A 16,622-nucleotide genomic window follows, 5' to 3' on the forward strand; every position below is an offset into this window, starting at 1 on the left:
AATTTATATATTAATTATAAGGGTAGCTTACTTAATAGAGACTAAATCAGGCTGTATATATAAGTTTTTCATTGATTGTGTTTCCGCTCAGTTCAACATAACGCATCGGGTACATATCCAAGTCAAGCGGACGGACAAATCCGCGTGTGACAATAACCCTTGTCCCCTGAATCTCTTTGACAGAGTCTATATGTTTGTGTCCTGAAAGCGTCAAAATCAGGTTTGGATATTTAAAAAGTTTTTTTTGTACCTCTTGTGTGTTGTTCAGGACATATTTATGAATATCTTTTTCTTCTGTGCCGCCCCAGTAGTTTGTATAGGGATGGTGGTTGAGTATTACCGTCGGTTTGTTTTGGTCGAGAATTTTTTGGGCAAAAGCGATTGTCTCTTCTGTATAGGCTCCGTTGTTGTGGTTTTCTATACAGCTGTCAAGCCCTAAAATATTGTAGCCTTTTGTTTGCAGCAGCCAGTCTTTCCCCTCTACATGTAACTCTTTCGCACTGCAGAACATGTTTTTAAATGCTTCAAGATTAATCTGTTTGTCGCCGCTTGGAAAAGATTCTTTGTTTCCTCTTACCGTGTAGTATGGACAGTGGAGCGTATCGGCAATCTCTTTGAACTTCAATGCATCACTGTCTTGCGGCGCATTGTTGTTAAAGTTGTCACCGCCAAAGAGAACAAAATCCAAATCTTTGTAGTTTGTGTTGATAAATTGAGCCATCAGCTGCATCGCTTCGACACTGTCGCTGTCGCTCAAATCCATATGCGAATCGGTTACATGTATAAACTTCAGTGTTTTTTTCGAATCTGTCTGTGCGCCGGCCATTAAAGGCATGGCACCGGCGACTACTGCGCTTTTTAAAAAGTTTCTTCGTGATATTTGTGACATTGTTTTTCCCTTTCTTTGTTTAAATACTCTCTACAGTAATGTAGCATCACTGACAATACATTTTCCCCCGTATGTCTCCAAAAACTTTTTAAGATCTTTTTGCATGTTCTCCAGCAGTTCTTTTTTACAAACACTGAAGACCAGGATATTGCTCAGTACATCCGAGACATCATCTGCTGTCTGAAAACCGTGACCCCCGTAGCCTTCTACATCTTTGATGACAGTATATCCGTCTACTTTGTGCTTTTTAAAAACTTTTAAGAGTCTCTTTATGTAAACAGACTCAATGATGACTTCGATTTTTTTCATCTTTTACCCCCAAAATGTTGTTATCATATAATAATACAACGGTATACCTAATGAAATATTGAATGGGAAGGTAACTGCCAGACTGAGCGGAAGATATATTCCCGGATTTGCTTCAGGTACAGAGAGTCTCATTGCTGCCGGAACAGCGATGTAAGAGGCACTCGCACTGAGCAGTGCCAAAAGAAAAGCATCCCCTTTTTCAATTCCGAAGAAATAGGCTACCGCTACAGCTACAGAGGCGTTGACCATCGGCATGATGAGTGCAAATCCTATCAAAAACAGACCCACTTTTTTCAGTTCATGAATTTTTCTTGCTGCAACAAGACCCATGTCAAGAAGGAAAAATGCAAGCATCCCTTTAAAGAGCGTTCCAAAAAGCGGCTCCATAGAGTGCCATCCTTTGTCTCCTGTCAATATCCCGATGGCAAGCGCGCCTATAAGCAAAAATACAGAAGGGTTTAAAAAAGCTTCCCGCAAAATTTCTTTTATACTTGTATTTTCATCTTCTGCGTCAGGACTTTTGGCAAAGAGTGCTGCAAAGACCAGACCTATAACAATAGCCGGAGACTCCATAAGCGCCATAGAAGCAACCATAAATCCGCCATGTGCAACACCTATGGTGTCAAGATAGGTAATCCCCGTAATAAAAGTAACAGCACTGATAGACCCAAAAGTCGCCGCAATGGCAATGGCATTGTAAACATCTATTTTCATTCTTAAGATAAAAAAGCTGTATACAGGAACAAGCATGGACATAACTACTGCAATAAGCAGTGCTTTAAAGATGTATGTGCTGAGTCCGCTTTGGGAAAGTTCATGTCCGCCGTGCAAACCAATTGCTATAAGCAAATAAAGAGAAAACAGTTTAGGTAATGGCTGCGGAATAGTTAAATCAGATTTTAAGAAAATGGCCAGCATTCCTAAAAAAAAGAATAAAACAGGCGGATTTAACATATTTTGTAAAATTATATCGATATTCATTTTTTAAACTCCTATTGCATAAAGGCGGTATTAATTCGATTCAGATTTTTATCTGTAGTGTAGCGAAACAAACCTTTATCTTTATGTGGTATTTCCCTCCTTTTCCCCTAAAAAAGGAGGGATAAAGGTACGGTTTTTATTCGCCTTGTCCTAAAGAGTATGCGCGTTCACCGTTAAGCATATAAAGGTTTTCAGTTTTGATAACCTCTATGCCTGCTGCATCAATTCTGTTCATCATATCTGTAATATCACTGTTGCTTATGATATCCCCTTGGTTTTTAGCATAGTATCTGCATCTCCAGTGGTCTGTCAGGAAAGTTTCCGGGTGACCGTTCGGGTAGACCTTCTGACCACGGTTAGAGATCATTTTGAGTGCCATACCTGTATCTTTTGCCAGTTCAACCAGTTTGTCACCGATAGTATTTGCATCACAGTCATCTCTTGTAAAGATATCTACACCGATAAGATCCATTTTTTCAGTTCTTACATTTGACAGAACAGGTTTTTTGATTTGAATCGCTTTGTCATATCTTACAGGAGCAAGTGTTGATGGCTCCTGTCCCAGTCTTTCAATGACAGCATCAGCGAACTCTTTTGTTCCCACTTCCGTATGTTCCTTGCCCTGTGCTTTGAGTTTTCTGGCAAGGTCATATGTCACAATACCGTCTTCTATTGTTTTCAACCAGGCATTGTGTACTTTTTCAGCTACTTCAGGCTGTCCTACCTGTACCATCATCATCACACCAGAGAGTAAAAGACCTGACGGATTTGCTTTGTTCTTTCCGGCATGACGTGGTGCAGAACCGTGAATTGCTTCATACATTGCTATATCGGCACCAACATTCGCACCCGGTGCAATTCCGACAGAACCAGTCATAAGTCCAAGTATGTCTGTTGCAACATCTCCGTAAAGGTTAGGCATTAACACCATGTCGAAATCTTCAGGCGCATCAACAAGTTTTGCCATACCGATGTCTATAATCCAGTCATCCGCCTGAATTTCAGGGTATTTTTTGGCAGTTTCGTAAAATACTTTTACAAAAAGACCGTCTGTTATTTTCATGATGTTGTCTTTGATCATACATGTAATTCTTTTTCTGCCGTATGCTTTGGCATATTCAAATGCGTACTGGCATATTTTTTCACAACCCGGTCTTGTAATGATTTTAAGACACTGTGTTACTTCCGGTGTTTGCTGGTGCTCTATCCCTGCATATAAATCTTCTTCATTCTCACGAATAGTGACAACATTCATACCCGGGTATCTTGAAGGTATAAACGGATCATAAGAGATAGCCGGACGAACATTCGCATACAAGCCAAGTGTTTTGCGGATAGTTACATTTAAACTTTTGTATCCGCCTCCCTGAGGTGTTGTAATAGGTGCCTTGAAAAGCACTTTGTTCTTTTTGATAGACTCCCATGCTTCATCAGTAATTCCTGAAGTATTTCCTGCAAGGTATACTTTCTCTCCAACATCAATGTGTTCCCATTCTACATCTGCGCCGGCAGCATCAAGTACTCTGATGCTTGCATCCATAATCTCAGGACCGATTCCGTCCCCGCGTGCCACTGTAATAGTTCTTTTTGCCATTTTAATTCTCCTTAATAAAATCCTTCATAATATTTGAGAAATCATCATTTTGATAATGATTTCCACCTACATTTGAAAACATGCCGGTATTTTAATAAAAATAAAAGATTAAGTCTTTACAGGTTTTATTGTTAAAATTATCTATTTTTAATCTATTTATACACAAATATTATTCTAAATATCTTCAATTTTTATTCAGAATTTTTACTTTTGAAAAACTGACCATTCTGAATATGCCTGTTTTAAAGGGTTTGTGTTAAAACTTGATTGAGAGGTAAAAGCTTAAATCAAAATGATTGTCATCAGAGAGATATTTGTTCTTTTTGTAGATTGCGTAGGGTGGTTGGGTCGTTGTTTCGTATTCGCTGTTTGGAAGCCATTCTGTGTAAACCCAGTATAAAAAGTGTAAAAAATCTCCATCGGCACCGGTAATGTCAAATTTGGCATAGACACCTTTTGCAATGTTGAGTTTTGGCAGTCTTTCATAATCAATTTTGCTTTTATCATTGACTTTTATGCAGGCGACATACTGGCACTCTTCAAGGTGTGTGACCGTAGGATTGTCATGAAAAAGGGCAATATGCTCGTAGTCTTTAATATTGTTGCTGTAGGTCCATGTCTGCACTTTCTGCCAGGTTTGTTTGATTTGGTCATTGTAGCCGTTGTGCCGCATATAGTAAACTTCGATTTGCGGCATATTGACTATAGTTGCTTCAATGTTATTATAGTTTGCATTGGAGGCGATTGCTTTTTTTGATTCTGCAAGAATAGTTTGGGAGTACTCTTTGTGTCCGCCTTTTTTCCATGCCGTAGGAGTCATGGAAAATCTCTCTTTAAAAACACGGATGAAAGAGGTCTGTGAGCTGTATCCGCATAAAGCGGCTATCTGGGTGATAGTGGAATATTTGTTTGTCAGCAGCAAAGAAGAGGCTTTTTGCAACCTGATAGACTTGATGCTTTCATAAATATTTCTTCCGAAAACCTCTTTGTAGATCTTGTGCATATAGACTTTGCTGATGTTAAACTGCTGGGCCAGCTCATCCATATTGATGTCGGTATCAATATGTGTATATATATAGAAGAGTATATCATTTGATATCTGTGTTTTTTTATTGAGTGTTTCTCGCTTCATGATGTAAATTATAGCAAAAACTACTGTAAATGATTTGCTTTAGAGAAGTTTCAAAGCATTTTGAACATCTGTTTTTTCTATTTTTGTTTTGCCTTCGCCAAAATGCGCTTTTTTCTTGAGTTTGCCAAAGTAAGATGTGTCTCCGCCAAGCTTTACATGTAAAGCCAGTGCCATGGCAGTGATGGGATGTCCTGCATTGGGGCTCTCGTGCTTTTTTCCGTCTGCATAAAAGGCAAAAATGTTTTTCTGTCTTGCAAGAAGCATAATAAGCAGTGCCGTCAGCCTTGAGGGAATGAAGTTTGCGATATCGTCAAGTTTTGCCGCACATTTTCCGAATTTTTCATACTTTTCATTTCTGTAGCCGACCATAGAGTCCATGGTGTTAACGGCTTTGTAAATGACAATGCCCGGCAGATTAAACAGCAGCAGATAAAAGAGCGGGGCGACAACGCCGTCACTCAGATTTTCGGCATAGGTCTCAATCGCTGCCTTATAGACATCACTTTCACTCATCTCCTGCGTGTCGCGTGATACCAGCATGGCAATAGCTTCTTTTTTGTTCTTTACATGTAAGACATTCCGTACAGAGTCTCGCAGCATCTTATGGGCGATAAACATGGAGGCAATAAAGGAGCTGATGAGAATGTTTACAAAGGTGTTGAAAAGCTGCAGATAGAGGTAGAGTGAAAGAGTGAAAAAACTCACAGTTCCCAGCACAAACAGAACTAACAAACAGCCGCGTGTTACAGAGTCCTTGTAAAATTTTTCCTCAAAAAAAGTGATAATCTCGCCTATAACGATTACAGGATGTTTTATGAAGGAGAACTCCCCGAATTTTCTGTCGATGAGGTAGGCAAAGAGTGCGATGAAAATATTATGTATCATCCAGTGCCTTGTGGATAGCGTCTATGTTTACATGTAAAGCGATATGCTCGGCAAAGTCGGCAATGGTCTCTTTTTTAAATGCTTTAAAATTATAACCTTTGTACTTTTTGTTGAGTCTGTGAAAAACTTTATAGCGAAAGGCATCGCTTTCAAAAAGCCCGTGAACAAAGGTGCCGTAGAGGTTTTTCTTTTTTTTGGCACGTTTTTTGGCGACAGCGTTGTGAATCTCATATCCTTTTACCATAACGCCTTGGAGGTTATAACAGCCTTTTTGTACAATTTTTTCTTTTTGAAAAACAACATCTCCTTTAAAACGTCCAAATCCCTGTGTCACTTCTTTTTCTGATTCTATATGCTCGGGGTCAAGAATTTGCTCAAACAGCATCTCATAACCTCCACAGATCGCTATGACGTGTCTCTGTTTGTCATCTAAGAGAGTTTCAAAACCGCGTTTTTTCAGCCAAAGCAAATCATCGACAACCCGCTTGCTTCCGGGAATGATGAGCAGATCATAATGTTTTGCTTCATTCACACTCTCAATAAAGTTCAGCTCAATTTCCGCATCCGCAACAAGAGGCTCAAAATCGGTAAAGTTACTGATGTGCGGAAGTTTGACAACACCGACTTTTATGATGGACCTGGAAGTGTCCTGTGTGTAGCCCATCAGTGAAGCAGAGTCTTCAAAGCCGAGATTAAAGGGTTTAAAAGGAACGACACCTAAAACTTTGATGCCAAAATCTTTCTCAATGATTTTGACCCCCTCATCAAACAAGCTCATGTCTCCCTGAAATTTATTGACGATAACACCGATAACATTTTTACGCAGTTTTTTCGGCAAAAGATTGTAAACTCCGTAAATGGAGGCAAAAACACCGCCTCTTTGAATGTCTGCGACAAGTACTATCTTTGTTTGAAATTCCTGGGCTACATAGATGTTTGAGAGGTCTTTGCTCATCAGATTGAGCTCAACCGGACTGCCCGCCCCCTCGGCAATGATACAGTCATACTCTTTTTGCAAAGAAGCAAATGCTTTTTTGACGATGGGTTTGAGCCGGTTTATGTCTTTGTAATAGCTCCAGACATCCGTATCGCCGACACTTTTACCGTTGATAATCATGTGGGCTCTGCTCGCTCCGCCTGATTTTAAGAGTATGGGATTAAAAAGAGGGGTAGTTTTGAGCCCGATAGATTCGGCAGCAAAGGCCTGAGGAATGGCTATTTCACCGTTGTCAATGTCGGTAACAAGCGAATTGTTCGAGACATTCTGTGCTTTGAAAGGGGCTACATGTAAACCTCTGTGATGTAAAAGATAGGTCAGGGCAAAGGCAAGTGTTGATTTGCCCGCATCACTGCTGGTACCGAATATGCTCAGAGAGTGCATAGCTTATTTGCGCCACAGCATTTGCAGTGTATCGAGTTCTTGAAGAAAGCTGTCTGCTTTGACATAGCCGTTAACAATAAGCAGTGTTTTTTGCGTAGCAGGGTCAACGAAAAAGATACGGGGGCTAAAGGGTGCTGGAAATTTTTCGGCAGGGTATTCTCCCTCATCAAAATTCTTATATACAAGCACAACAACCACTTCTTTGTTTAAGCGTTTATGCACTGTCGGATTGGTAAAAGTGCGGTCTTCGAGACGGTCGCACCAGGGACATTCTGCTTTGGTCACGACAAGCATCAGGGGACGCTGCTCTTTTTTTGCTTTGGCAAGGGCTGCGTAATAATCGCGTTGAAAGCCCATTTTCTGGGCGTATTCGTCCAAATCAGCGCGAGCGAAAAGGCTAAAGGCTACGAGTAGCAGGCTAAGTATAATTTTCATTGGTTTTCTCCTGGGTAAGTTGTAAGTGCATTTTGCAGCGCTGTATGTGATTGTTTGTCTTTTACGGCAAAGCGAAGCCATCTGTCTGTAAGATAATCAAAACTGCCGCAGGTTCTGACGAGTATCTTCTGTCTGAGCAGATGAGAAAAAATTTCTTCCGCCTGTGATGATTGTGTCAGAATGAAGTTTGCATCACTTTGGACAATCTGTTCAAAAAGTCCGCATTTTTTTAGAATATCAAGCAGTTCCTGTTTTTGTATCGTATGCAGTTGGCGGCTTTTTTCTCTAAAAGTTTTATCGCCAAGACGTTTTTGCAAAAATGCCGCATCGAGTGAAGAGATATTCCAAAGCGGCGGATGCAATTTTGTGATATTTTTTTTATTTGAAAAAACAGCACCGATTCGCACCCCTGCACAGCTGTAAAACTTGGAAAATGACTGAACGATATAGAGCTTTTTATAGTTTTGAATCATCTGCCGCAAAGAGGGATGGTTCTCAAACTCCAAAAAGCTTTCGTCCAAAATAACAGTACATTTTTGCTTTTTCCAGTAAGCAAAAAGTGTTGCAAGTTCGTAAAAACTCCCTTCGGGCGTAGAGGGGTTGACAAAAACAACAATGGACTTTTTTGCAACGGTTGCGTCGATATTTTCAATTCGGTTGATTTTGTAAACATCTTTTTTGCTTTGGAGGGCCGCTTTTTCATATTCGCCGTACAGAGGCGCATACAAAGTGACCTTTTTTTGTTTTAATGCCTCAAACAAAGCATAAACAGCGGCAGTCGCTCCGTTATACAAAGAAATTTGTGATTTTTTCAGACCATAATTGTGTGCAATGGCCGTTTTGAGTGTTGTGTAATTGCTTTGGGCATATTTTGCAATGGTACTATTGGTTACATGTAAAGCACTCTGGGGTTGATAAAGATTGATGTTTGATGAAAAGTCTATAATCTCATCACTGCTGCATCCGAGTTGTTTTGCATATTTATATATATTGGCACCGTGTTTCATACGCGGATTTTACCAAAAGTTTACTAACTTTACTTGGTTTGAAAGAAAAACTTTAAGCGATATTTTGTGTATTATGTACGAAAATTAACAAATAACACAAATTTATATTGACAGTTAATTGTGTGATTTAAGGTTATTCTACCTATAATGTGCGTTAATAAATAGTTGTAAGTTCCCGCGGAGCGGAAACTTACAACGGCGAAGCTGAGCCCTAAACGTGCCACCCACCTTTTGTCGTATTCCGCTACGCTACATACAACAAAAGTCAGGAGTCCCACATCAATCGCAAGCGAATTTTCCGAAAGATAACATTAATGGAGCTCAGCTTCGCCGTTATATAGTCTATTAAAATTAATCTAACGAAGGAATAAAAATGAATGAAATTATTTGTCCAAATTGTAAAACAGCTTTTAAAGTAGATGAAGCTGGATTTGCTGATATACTTAAACAGGTACGTGACCGTGAATTTGATAAAGAGCTAACAAATAGACTAGCCCTTGCTCAAAAAGAAAAAGAAAATGCAGTCAAATTGGCTGAGGCTAATATTAGAAACTCGTTACAAAATGAACTTGCTCTAAAAGATAAACAGCTCACCGAATTAAAAGCTAAAAATGATGCTGAACTCGCTGAAAAATTAGCACAAAAAGAGATAGAAATTTCTGAAATGGAAGCAAGAATAAAAAGTGCAGAGACAGAAAAAGAGCTTGAAGTTTCAAAAGCTATTGAACAGATAGAAAAAGAGCGTGATAAACTTATATATGATTTAAAAACAAAAGAGAGTGAAAAAGAGAATGCTATTACACTTGCTGTTGCCAATATTCAAAATGATTTACAAGAAGAGTTGGCAAAAAAAGATAAAGAACTTTCTGAATTAAAGTCTAAAAGTGAATCTGAACTCGCTGAACAATTAGCAAATAAAGAAGCAGAAATAGCAGAAATGAAATCTAAAATTCAGATTGCAGAAGCTGAGAAAAAACTTGAAATTGTAGAAGCTACAAAAGAGCTAGAGAAAGCACGAGATGACCTTATTCATGATTTAGAGATAGAAGAGAGAGAAAAAAAACTATTAGAAAAAACTATTGAAGAGAAGTTTAGCCAACAACTTGTTGTAAAAGATGAAACTATTAGAATGAAAGAAGATGAAATTGAACGCCTAAGAGATTTCAAGCAGAAGCTTTCAACAAAAATGATTGGAGAGACACTCGAACAACATTGTGAATATGAGTTCAATAAGCTACGAGCAACAGGTTTTCAAGATGCATATTTTGAAAAAGATAATGATGCTAGAGGTGGAACTAAAGGCGATTATATTTATAGAGAAAATGACAATGAAGGCAATGAAATCATTTCCATAATGTTTGAAATGAAAAATGAGAATGATGAGACTGCTGCAAAAAAGAAAAATGAAGATTTTTTTGCGAAACTAGATAAAGACCGTAAAGCAAAAGGGTGCGAATATGCTGTTCTGGTATCTCTTTTAGAATCAGAAAATGAATTTTATAATACAGGCATAGTTGATGTTTCTCATAAGTTTGGAAAAATGTATGTCGTGCGTCCTCAATTTTTCATACCAATTATTACTCTACTTAGAAATGCTGCAATGAACTCTATGAAATATAAAGCTGAATTAAACTTGATGAAAAATCAGAATATAGATATTACTAATTTTGAAGAAAAAATAGAAGCATTTAAAACAGGTTTTGCAAGAAACTATGATTTGGCTAGTCGAAAATTTAAAACAGCTATTGATGAGATTGATAAAACAATCACACATCTTCAAAAAACTAAAGATGCTCTATTGTCATCAGAAAATAATTTACGATTAGCAAATAATAAAGCTGATGATTTAACCATTAAAAAATTAACTCATGGGAATCCTACTATGAAAGCTAAGTTTGATGAACAAAATAAAAAATAATATTAAAAAAAGATATATGATATATAACAAACCAGAGAAGTTATAAATCCTTAGATTAGCAGGTGGTGAGACCGTTTAAAATTCCGTGTCAGTAACTTTTAGAAGGCACTATACATTTCTTTGGCACGTTTTGTTTTTTTGTCATGGTTTATTCGCAGAAGGGCATAGAAGTTTGCTGCTGTGTTGCGCTGTTTTTGTAGCTTTGCTGTGGTGATTTTTTTATTTCTTTTTTGGTTGTATGTTGCCAAGAACATTTTTGTGTAGAGTTGCCTGTTTTTTGGATTGAAAGAGAGCAGGGCTACGCTCGCGTCAAAGGCAAACTCTCCCAAACCGCCGTCTATAAAATCAAATACGGCTATGTTGTTTTTGTGAAAAATGGTATTGTCTTTGAAAATGTCTCCATGGATGAAACCTTCGTTCTTTTGGCGTAAATTTTGCAGTGAGCAGAGCTTTTTATAATAATAAAAATGATTTTTCTTTACAAAATCCAGCATACTGTTGATATTGTATGCGTTTAAAAAAGGAGAAGCATCCGTAAAATCTTTACTCACAGTATGAAATTGTGCCAAAAATCTTGCGAGTGCGCGAATATGGAAGAGTTGTATGTTTTTTGGCATACTGCCCTGGAGTTTTGAGTAGAGATACCAGCCGTTTTTTTCTTCCAAAAACTGCGGTGTATTGAATTTACATGTAAAGAGATGCTTTAAAAGTGCCTGTTCTGTTTGCACCTTTTTGCCCGTTTCTCTTTCATATTTTTTTAAAATATAGCTGTTTTTGCTGTTTTTTACAATGTAGGTTGTATCCATTATGCCGTTTGTTGTGGGGATAATTTGCTTAAAACCATAGTCGGGAAAAATCCGACGCAGTTGTTCAAGCGTTAATTCTGTTTTGACACCCATTTAAACCTGGCAGACTTTCATAATCTTTGCCCAGTCCAGGTCAAAATGTTTCTCGACATAGGCTCTGTGATGCGGTACACTGCATCCGGAACAGTCTTGATGTATTTTATCTCCGTAGACACCCTGTCTGCCGTCTTTTGAATCAATATCACAAAAACTGTACTGTGTTTTTTCTTTTACTTTTTGAATGCCTTCGTCATTAAAACGAAAATTCGGACAGGAACAAAGATAGCAGTTGAGATTCTCCATATCATGGCATTTTTTATTTTTGGCATAAAGCGGACAAAAGTCACTCTCTTTTTCTTTCATGTTTTCAAAATCAAAGTAGTCGATGATCTGCTGTTTTTTGAAGTTTTGTGCTAAAAGTTTATCTACAATCTTTTTATGTTTTTTTGCATGGTTTTGTACCCAGTCAATGTAAGCCAACTAAAGTTCCTTTTTTTGAAATTATAGTATAATTTGGAATAAACAAATTAAAGGATGCAAAAATGCATATAGAAGCAGGCGTAGTTGAAGGCGCTAAAATGTTTTTGAGCTATGGAACTGCAACAGCAGTGCTTGGAGCTACAGCAAAAACAGCGTATGATAATATCAAGGAAAATGGTGCTTTGTCTTTAGTATTTAAAAGTATAATAGCAACGATTATAGTATTTTGTTGTTTTGAAGTTTTACCACACTACCCAATAGGTGTAAGTGAAGTGCATCTTATTTTAGGAACAACCATATTTTTAGTATTTGGCATTGCTCCTGCCGCAATTGGTTTGGCTTTGGGACTTTTAATTCAGGGACTTTTCTTTGCTCAGTTTGATTTGCCTCAGTATGGCATCAATGTAACAACGCTTCTTGCAAGTATGTTTGTTTTAAATATAGCAGCAAAAAAAGTGATACCGGAAGGTGTGGCATATAAAGATATAAGCTATACACAACTCTTAAAACTTTCTGTTGTCTGGGAGGGGAGTATTGTTTCATGGGTTGCTTTTTGGGCACTTTATGGGCAAGGATTTGAAGTTGAAAATTTACAAAACATTGCTACTTTCGGTGCGGCGTACATGTCTGTGATTATTATAGAACCTTTGGTAGATATTGCAGTTTTAACTGCCGTAAAAGCTTACGACAAAACAAATGAATGTGCATTTTTATTTGACAAAAAACTTTGTCATGCGTAAAAGAAATCAGGATTTTACAATCCTAATTTCTTGAGCTCTATCTCAATATTTTTTCTAAATATTTCTCGAACTTCTTCTTGCTCTATGAGGTTGAACTTTTCATCTTGTGTGATTGGCTGAACAATACTTGCATCTGCATACTCGCTCACTTCTTCACATATCTCTTTCATATCTTTGTCGTAGTGATTCCCACTGACCAGAAGCATAGGAACAATTTGAACTTTTCGCTCTTTATCACCTTGCGTGAGTTTGAGTATGTCGCGTTTGATGGCATCTTTTACAGCATAAAATGGAAACTCTCCCTCTAAGGAACAGGTGAGATTTCTTTCATTGAGCATTCTTAAAAAGTTTGCTGCGTAACTGACAGCTTCAAGTCCACCGATATTTAAAACAGGAACACCATGGATGATATAAAGGTTAATAATGTCTTCTTTTTTCTGTCGTATACGTTCATCAAGTGCTTTAAGATAAAGTGATGTCTCTTTTGTTTTTTGCAATAGAGGGTTCGTATATCTAATATTTGCTAAAGAAAACTCCCGAAATCCTTTAACCATTCTCATAAGGACTTCATGTTCATCTGTCGGGAAAATATTCACACTTACTATGATATAACGCTTATAACCCTCCATATCAACATCTGCCATCACCTGAGGAAGATTTTTATATACTTCGCCTTTTTTTGCCAACTCTTTAATGACCATTTTTGAAGAAAATGCAGTAAAAACAGGAATCTCTGTAAAGGAGTCTTGTATAAATTTTTCAAACTCCAAATATTTTTCCTGCTCTATCACCGAACCAAAACAGGAGAGAATTATTGCCGTGCCTTTGTTATAATGTCTATATCGTTTCATAATACACCAATCTAATTTTTTGCAAATTATAGGATAAAAAGTTGAAAAAAGCATTATTAATCTCTGCAATCGCATCCAATCAAGGAAAAACACTTCTTACTATGGCACTCTTGTATCATTATAAGAAGAATGTACGCCCTTTTAAGTGTGGGCCGGATTTTATTGATCCGCAGTTTCACGAACGTATAGCAGGTATTCCATCTGTTAACCTTGATGGATACATGATGAATCAAGTGCAGCTGCAATGGATGTTAACAAAGTATTTTGACAAAGATGTTGCCATTTTGGAAGGTGTTATGGGTTACTATGACGGAATGGACAAGGGTGCAAGTGCTTATGATGTGGCAAAAACTCTCAATATTCCTTCTCTTTTAATTCTGGATGCAGGCGGCAGTTACATAACTGTTGCTGCAGTTTTAAAAGGTTTGCTCTTCTTTAGAAAAGACAATACGATAAAAGCAGTAGTGCTCAACAAAATTTCTTCTGCCATGCACTATGAACTCGTAAAAAAGCATATAGAAGCAGAGTGTGAAGGGATTGTAGTCTGTGGTTGGATACAAAAGGGATTACAAACTTTAAATGCAACGCACTTGGGGCTTGATTTAAAAGAACTGGATTCTTATATGGTAGAAAAAATTTCAAAAGAGGTATTGGAACATATTGATATAGAGCAGTTAGAATCTGTTATGAAAACTGTTTTAGAAAATGTTAGTGTATACCCCTTTGAGAAAGTAATAAAAAGAGATGAAAAATGTGTACTTGTGAAAGATGAAAACTTTTCTTTTGTGTATCATGACAATATAGAGTTTTTAAAAGAACTTTACAAAGAAGTGCAATTTATAAGCAGTACAAAAGATGAAGCGATTCCAGATGATGCAGATCTTGTGATATTACCGGGTGGCTATGTGGAGACAGATAGCCATTATGCAAAAATAAAAGATTCACATAATTTTAAAAACTCTTTGAAAGAGCACGTCAAAACTAAAAAAGTTTATGCAGAATGTGCCGGGTTTATTTATCTTGGTGAGACTTGTGATGAAAAAAAGATGAGTAAAATATTACCTATAACCTTTACACTCACAAAGAAACGTGAGCGTTTGGGTTACTACAAATGTGAGTTTGATGGAGAGGTCATCAAAGGACATGCTTTTCACTATTCTAAAATTATTGATGCACCAAAAACAGATATAAAGCTCTATAAAGTTTCAAAAAAAAGTGCAAAAGAGGGAGGCTATAGACAAGACAATATTTTTGCTACCTATTTACATACAATGTGGCGTATTAATTTTTGTATGTGACGCATTTATCTAAAAGTTTTTCACGTTCCCAGCCTAAAGTTTTAAGCTCACTCTCTTGATAAAATTCATCTACATAGCCTACACAAAGGTAGGCTATAAGGCGTGAGCCTTGTTTTACATGTAAAGTATTGAGCACTTTTTTCTCATCGAGTATGCTCACCCAACCTATGCCAATGTTTAAGGCTCTTGCCATAAGCCACATATTTTGAACGGCACAGACAACACTATATTCACCCATTTTTTCCATGCTGGTCATTCCCAAAATATTACCTTGTTTTGGTTCATAGAGTACAGCAATGTTCAGAGGGGCTTCTTTTATGCCCTCTAATTTTAATTTTTTATAAAGAGGGTTGTCTTTGAAGATTTTTTTCGCCTTTGTGTTTTCATGGTCAAAATTTTCTATAAGTCTTTGTTTTATGTTTTTGTCGCTGATGACTATAAATTTCCAAGGCTGCGAGTAACCCACAGAAGGTGCCGAAATAGCTGCTTCTAAGATCATATTGAGCTTTTCTTTTTCTACTGCTTTGTTTATAAATCTGTTTCCTCGGACATCTCGTCTAGCTTTTATAATATTTAAGAGTTTGTCAGCATCGTCTTTTGTAAAGTTCATACGTAATTATACTGTGTTATAATCCTTATTAAAAAAAAAGAAGAGAATGTATGGACTTTATTCTGGAAGAACCCCCTATAAATATCGGTGCAGATATTAGCGAAAAATCTTTTGAAATGATAGAAGATGAAATTGTTTCTTATCCGAAATACCATGAATTTGATGAAAATGAAAAAGCACTTGTTGCAAGACTGATTCATACAACAACCTGTTTTAATGAGGTTATAGACAATATTTACTTTAGCAAAAACGCGATGCTTAAACTCAAAGATCTGTTGCAAAACAAAGCAAAACTCATTGTTGATACCAATATGATTCGATCAGGATTGAGCCAGTTTTATTTAAATAAGTATGAGAACGAAGTTATCTGTTATGTCAATGAACCCGAAGCTTTTGAAATGGCAGAAAAAAATGCTACAACCCGTTCTTATGCAGCAGTAGAACTTGCAATACAAAAGTTTCAAAACGAGCCTATGGTTTTAGCCTGTGGAAATGCTCCGACGTTTATTTATGCAGCGGTAAATACATTGATAAAAAATAAAGTAAATCTTGAAAATGTCATGTTTTTACTTTTTCCTGTTGGTTTTGTCAATGTGGTCGAATCTAAAGAGTATGGAAAAAAATTTATAGAGCATTTTGGTGCTGAGGGCATTATTCTACAAGGCAGATACGGTGCATCAACGATGGTTGTCGCATCACTGCATGCAGCCTATAAGCTTATAAAAGACTTTGACACAGGGCAAGGAAAATATAATGGCAAGTAGTCTGATAAATTCACATTCAAGTTCAAAATACGGTAGTAACCCAGTAAAAAAAGGTGAAGTGCGTCTGAATGAAATGGGCAGTGAAGTGGTTGAAGGCTATACATGTAAACCAAAAAACTATGATAAAAATCGCCCAATTATGCACTATAAAACACTGCTCCTTTTGTGCGATGACGAGCGATGTGGTAAAGCGGGCAAAGATGACAGGGCAACACATTTGCGTGAGATTCTAAAGGAGATGGGGCTTAATAAGGGAGAAAATCGTATAAAGATAAGCCGTACAGGCTGTTATGGAGCATGTAGATTTCGCCAAGTTTGTCAAGTAACAGAAAATACGCAGGCAAATGGTAATGCAAAAAACAACGCACTTTGGTTACGGCACACACATAATTTTACAGACAAGCAGTGGCGAGAACTTTTTAAGCTTTTAAGTGAAGATAAAATTCTTTTAGAGATGTTGGATGAGAAGTATTTTATTCCTATGAAGGTTTATAACTAAATTC

At 37.2% G+C, this 16,622-nt stretch carries 18 protein-coding genes; 5 read left to right on the plus strand and 13 right to left on the minus strand.

Features of this window, described 5'->3' with window-relative positions:
- Positions 1-46: 46 nt before the first annotated feature.
- The 9 genes from MNY28_RS05120 to MNY28_RS05160 all read right to left on the minus strand — a co-directional run bounded on the left by MNY28_RS05120 (position 47) and on the right by MNY28_RS05160 (position 8,613).
- Entirely contained in the window at positions 47-889 is an 843-nt protein-coding gene (locus tag MNY28_RS05120; protein WP_346389111.1) for a metallophosphoesterase, read from the minus strand.
- A 30-nt stretch (positions 890-919) separates the two neighbouring features.
- The gene (locus MNY28_RS05125; protein ID WP_151901391.1) at positions 920-1,198 is read right to left on the minus strand and encodes a transcriptional regulator; all 279 of its coding nucleotides are present in this window, start codon (positions 1,196-1,198) and stop codon (positions 920-922) included.
- Positions 1,199-1,201: 3 nt separating this feature from the next.
- Positions 1,202-2,179 (minus strand): sodium-dependent bicarbonate transport family permease, encoded by a 978-nt coding sequence (locus MNY28_RS05130; RefSeq protein ID WP_151901390.1) that lies wholly within the window; start codon positions 2,177-2,179, stop codon positions 1,202-1,204.
- Positions 2,180-2,315: 136 nt separating this feature from the next.
- On the minus strand, positions 2,316-3,773 hold the full coding sequence (locus MNY28_RS05135; RefSeq protein WP_346389112.1) for an NADP-dependent isocitrate dehydrogenase: 1,458 nt from the start codon (positions 3,771-3,773) through the stop codon (positions 2,316-2,318).
- A gap of 256 nt (positions 3,774-4,029) precedes the next feature.
- Positions 4,030-4,905: an AraC family transcriptional regulator gene (locus MNY28_RS05140; protein WP_151901388.1), complete on the minus strand. Its 876-nt coding sequence runs from the start codon at positions 4,903-4,905 to the stop codon at positions 4,030-4,032.
- Between the two features lie 39 nt (positions 4,906-4,944).
- Complete coding sequence (gene cbiB / locus MNY28_RS05145) at positions 4,945-5,790, minus strand: adenosylcobinamide-phosphate synthase CbiB (RefSeq protein ID WP_346389113.1); 846 nt, start codon at positions 5,788-5,790, stop codon at positions 4,945-4,947.
- Positions 5,780-7,171 carry a cobyric acid synthase gene (locus MNY28_RS05150; protein WP_346389114.1) on the minus strand — a complete coding sequence of 464 codons (1,392 nt, stop codon included), beginning with the start codon at positions 7,169-7,171 and terminating at the stop codon, positions 5,780-5,782. The genes cbiB and MNY28_RS05150 overlap by 11 nt, the downstream gene beginning before the upstream one ends.
- 3 nt (positions 7,172-7,174) lie before the next feature.
- A complete protein-coding gene (locus tag MNY28_RS05155; protein WP_188109997.1) occupies positions 7,175-7,606 on the minus strand; it encodes a thioredoxin fold domain-containing protein in 432 nt (143 codons plus the stop codon).
- The gene (locus MNY28_RS05160; protein WP_346389115.1) at positions 7,603-8,613 is read right to left on the minus strand and encodes an aminotransferase class I/II-fold pyridoxal phosphate-dependent enzyme; all 1,011 of its coding nucleotides are present in this window, start codon (positions 8,611-8,613) and stop codon (positions 7,603-7,605) included. Before MNY28_RS05160 ends, MNY28_RS05155 begins: the two co-directional genes overlap by 4 nt.
- A 373-nt stretch (positions 8,614-8,986) precedes the next feature.
- Between MNY28_RS05160 and MNY28_RS05165 the strand changes: the two genes are divergently transcribed.
- Positions 8,987-10,531 carry a DUF2130 domain-containing protein gene (locus tag MNY28_RS05165; RefSeq protein ID WP_346389116.1) on the plus strand — a complete coding sequence of 515 codons (1,545 nt, stop codon included), beginning with the start codon at positions 8,987-8,989 and terminating at the stop codon, positions 10,529-10,531.
- A gap of 98 nt (positions 10,532-10,629) precedes the next feature.
- On the opposite strand, the gene MNY28_RS05170 is transcribed toward MNY28_RS05165, so the two are convergent.
- Both MNY28_RS05170 and MNY28_RS05175 read right to left on the minus strand, forming a co-directional pair.
- Complete coding sequence (locus MNY28_RS05170) at positions 10,630-11,430, minus strand: phosphotransferase (protein ID WP_346389117.1); 801 nt, start codon at positions 11,428-11,430, stop codon at positions 10,630-10,632.
- A complete protein-coding gene (locus MNY28_RS05175; protein WP_151901378.1) occupies positions 11,431-11,856 on the minus strand; it encodes a hypothetical protein in 426 nt (141 codons plus the stop codon).
- 62 nt (positions 11,857-11,918) lie between these two features.
- On the opposite strand from MNY28_RS05175, the gene MNY28_RS05180 reads away from it, so the two are divergent.
- Positions 11,919-12,596, plus strand: coding sequence for an energy-coupling factor ABC transporter permease (locus MNY28_RS05180; protein ID WP_151901377.1), 678 nt, complete (start codon positions 11,919-11,921; stop codon positions 12,594-12,596).
- Positions 12,597-12,610: 14 nt separating this feature from the next.
- Here MNY28_RS05180 and MNY28_RS05185 read toward each other — a convergent pair whose 3' ends face one another.
- A complete protein-coding gene (locus MNY28_RS05185) occupies positions 12,611-13,447 on the minus strand; it encodes a sirohydrochlorin cobaltochelatase (RefSeq protein WP_151901376.1) in 837 nt (278 codons plus the stop codon).
- A gap of 41 nt (positions 13,448-13,488) precedes the next feature.
- On the opposite strand from MNY28_RS05185, the gene MNY28_RS05190 reads away from it, so the two are divergent.
- Positions 13,489-14,745 (plus strand): cobyrinate a,c-diamide synthase, encoded by a 1,257-nt coding sequence (locus tag MNY28_RS05190; RefSeq protein ID WP_151901375.1) that lies wholly within the window; start codon positions 13,489-13,491, stop codon positions 14,743-14,745.
- Here the strand turns inward: MNY28_RS05190 and bluB are convergent.
- Positions 14,729-15,355 (minus strand): 5,6-dimethylbenzimidazole synthase, encoded by a 627-nt coding sequence (gene bluB, locus MNY28_RS05195; protein WP_151901374.1) that lies wholly within the window; start codon positions 15,353-15,355, stop codon positions 14,729-14,731. The two genes, MNY28_RS05190 and bluB, sit on opposite strands and share 17 nt — an antisense overlap.
- Positions 15,356-15,405: 50 nt before the next feature.
- On the opposite strand from bluB, the gene MNY28_RS05200 reads away from it, so the two are divergent.
- Both MNY28_RS05200 and MNY28_RS05205 read left to right on the plus strand, forming a co-directional pair.
- Complete coding sequence (locus MNY28_RS05200; RefSeq protein ID WP_151901373.1) at positions 15,406-16,119, plus strand: precorrin-8X methylmutase; 714 nt, start codon at positions 15,406-15,408, stop codon at positions 16,117-16,119.
- Positions 16,109-16,618 carry a (2Fe-2S) ferredoxin domain-containing protein gene (locus tag MNY28_RS05205; protein ID WP_151901372.1) on the plus strand — a complete coding sequence of 170 codons (510 nt, stop codon included), beginning with the start codon at positions 16,109-16,111 and terminating at the stop codon, positions 16,616-16,618. The genes MNY28_RS05200 and MNY28_RS05205 overlap by 11 nt, the downstream gene beginning before the upstream one ends.
- The last annotated feature ends 4 nt before the right edge of the window (positions 16,619-16,622 follow it).

The sequence above is a fragment of the Sulfurimonas sp. NWX367 genome (genome assembly GCF_039667065.1).
Taxonomy (GTDB): Bacteria; Campylobacterota; Campylobacteria; order Campylobacterales; family Sulfurimonadaceae; genus Sulfurimonas; species Sulfurimonas hydrogeniphila.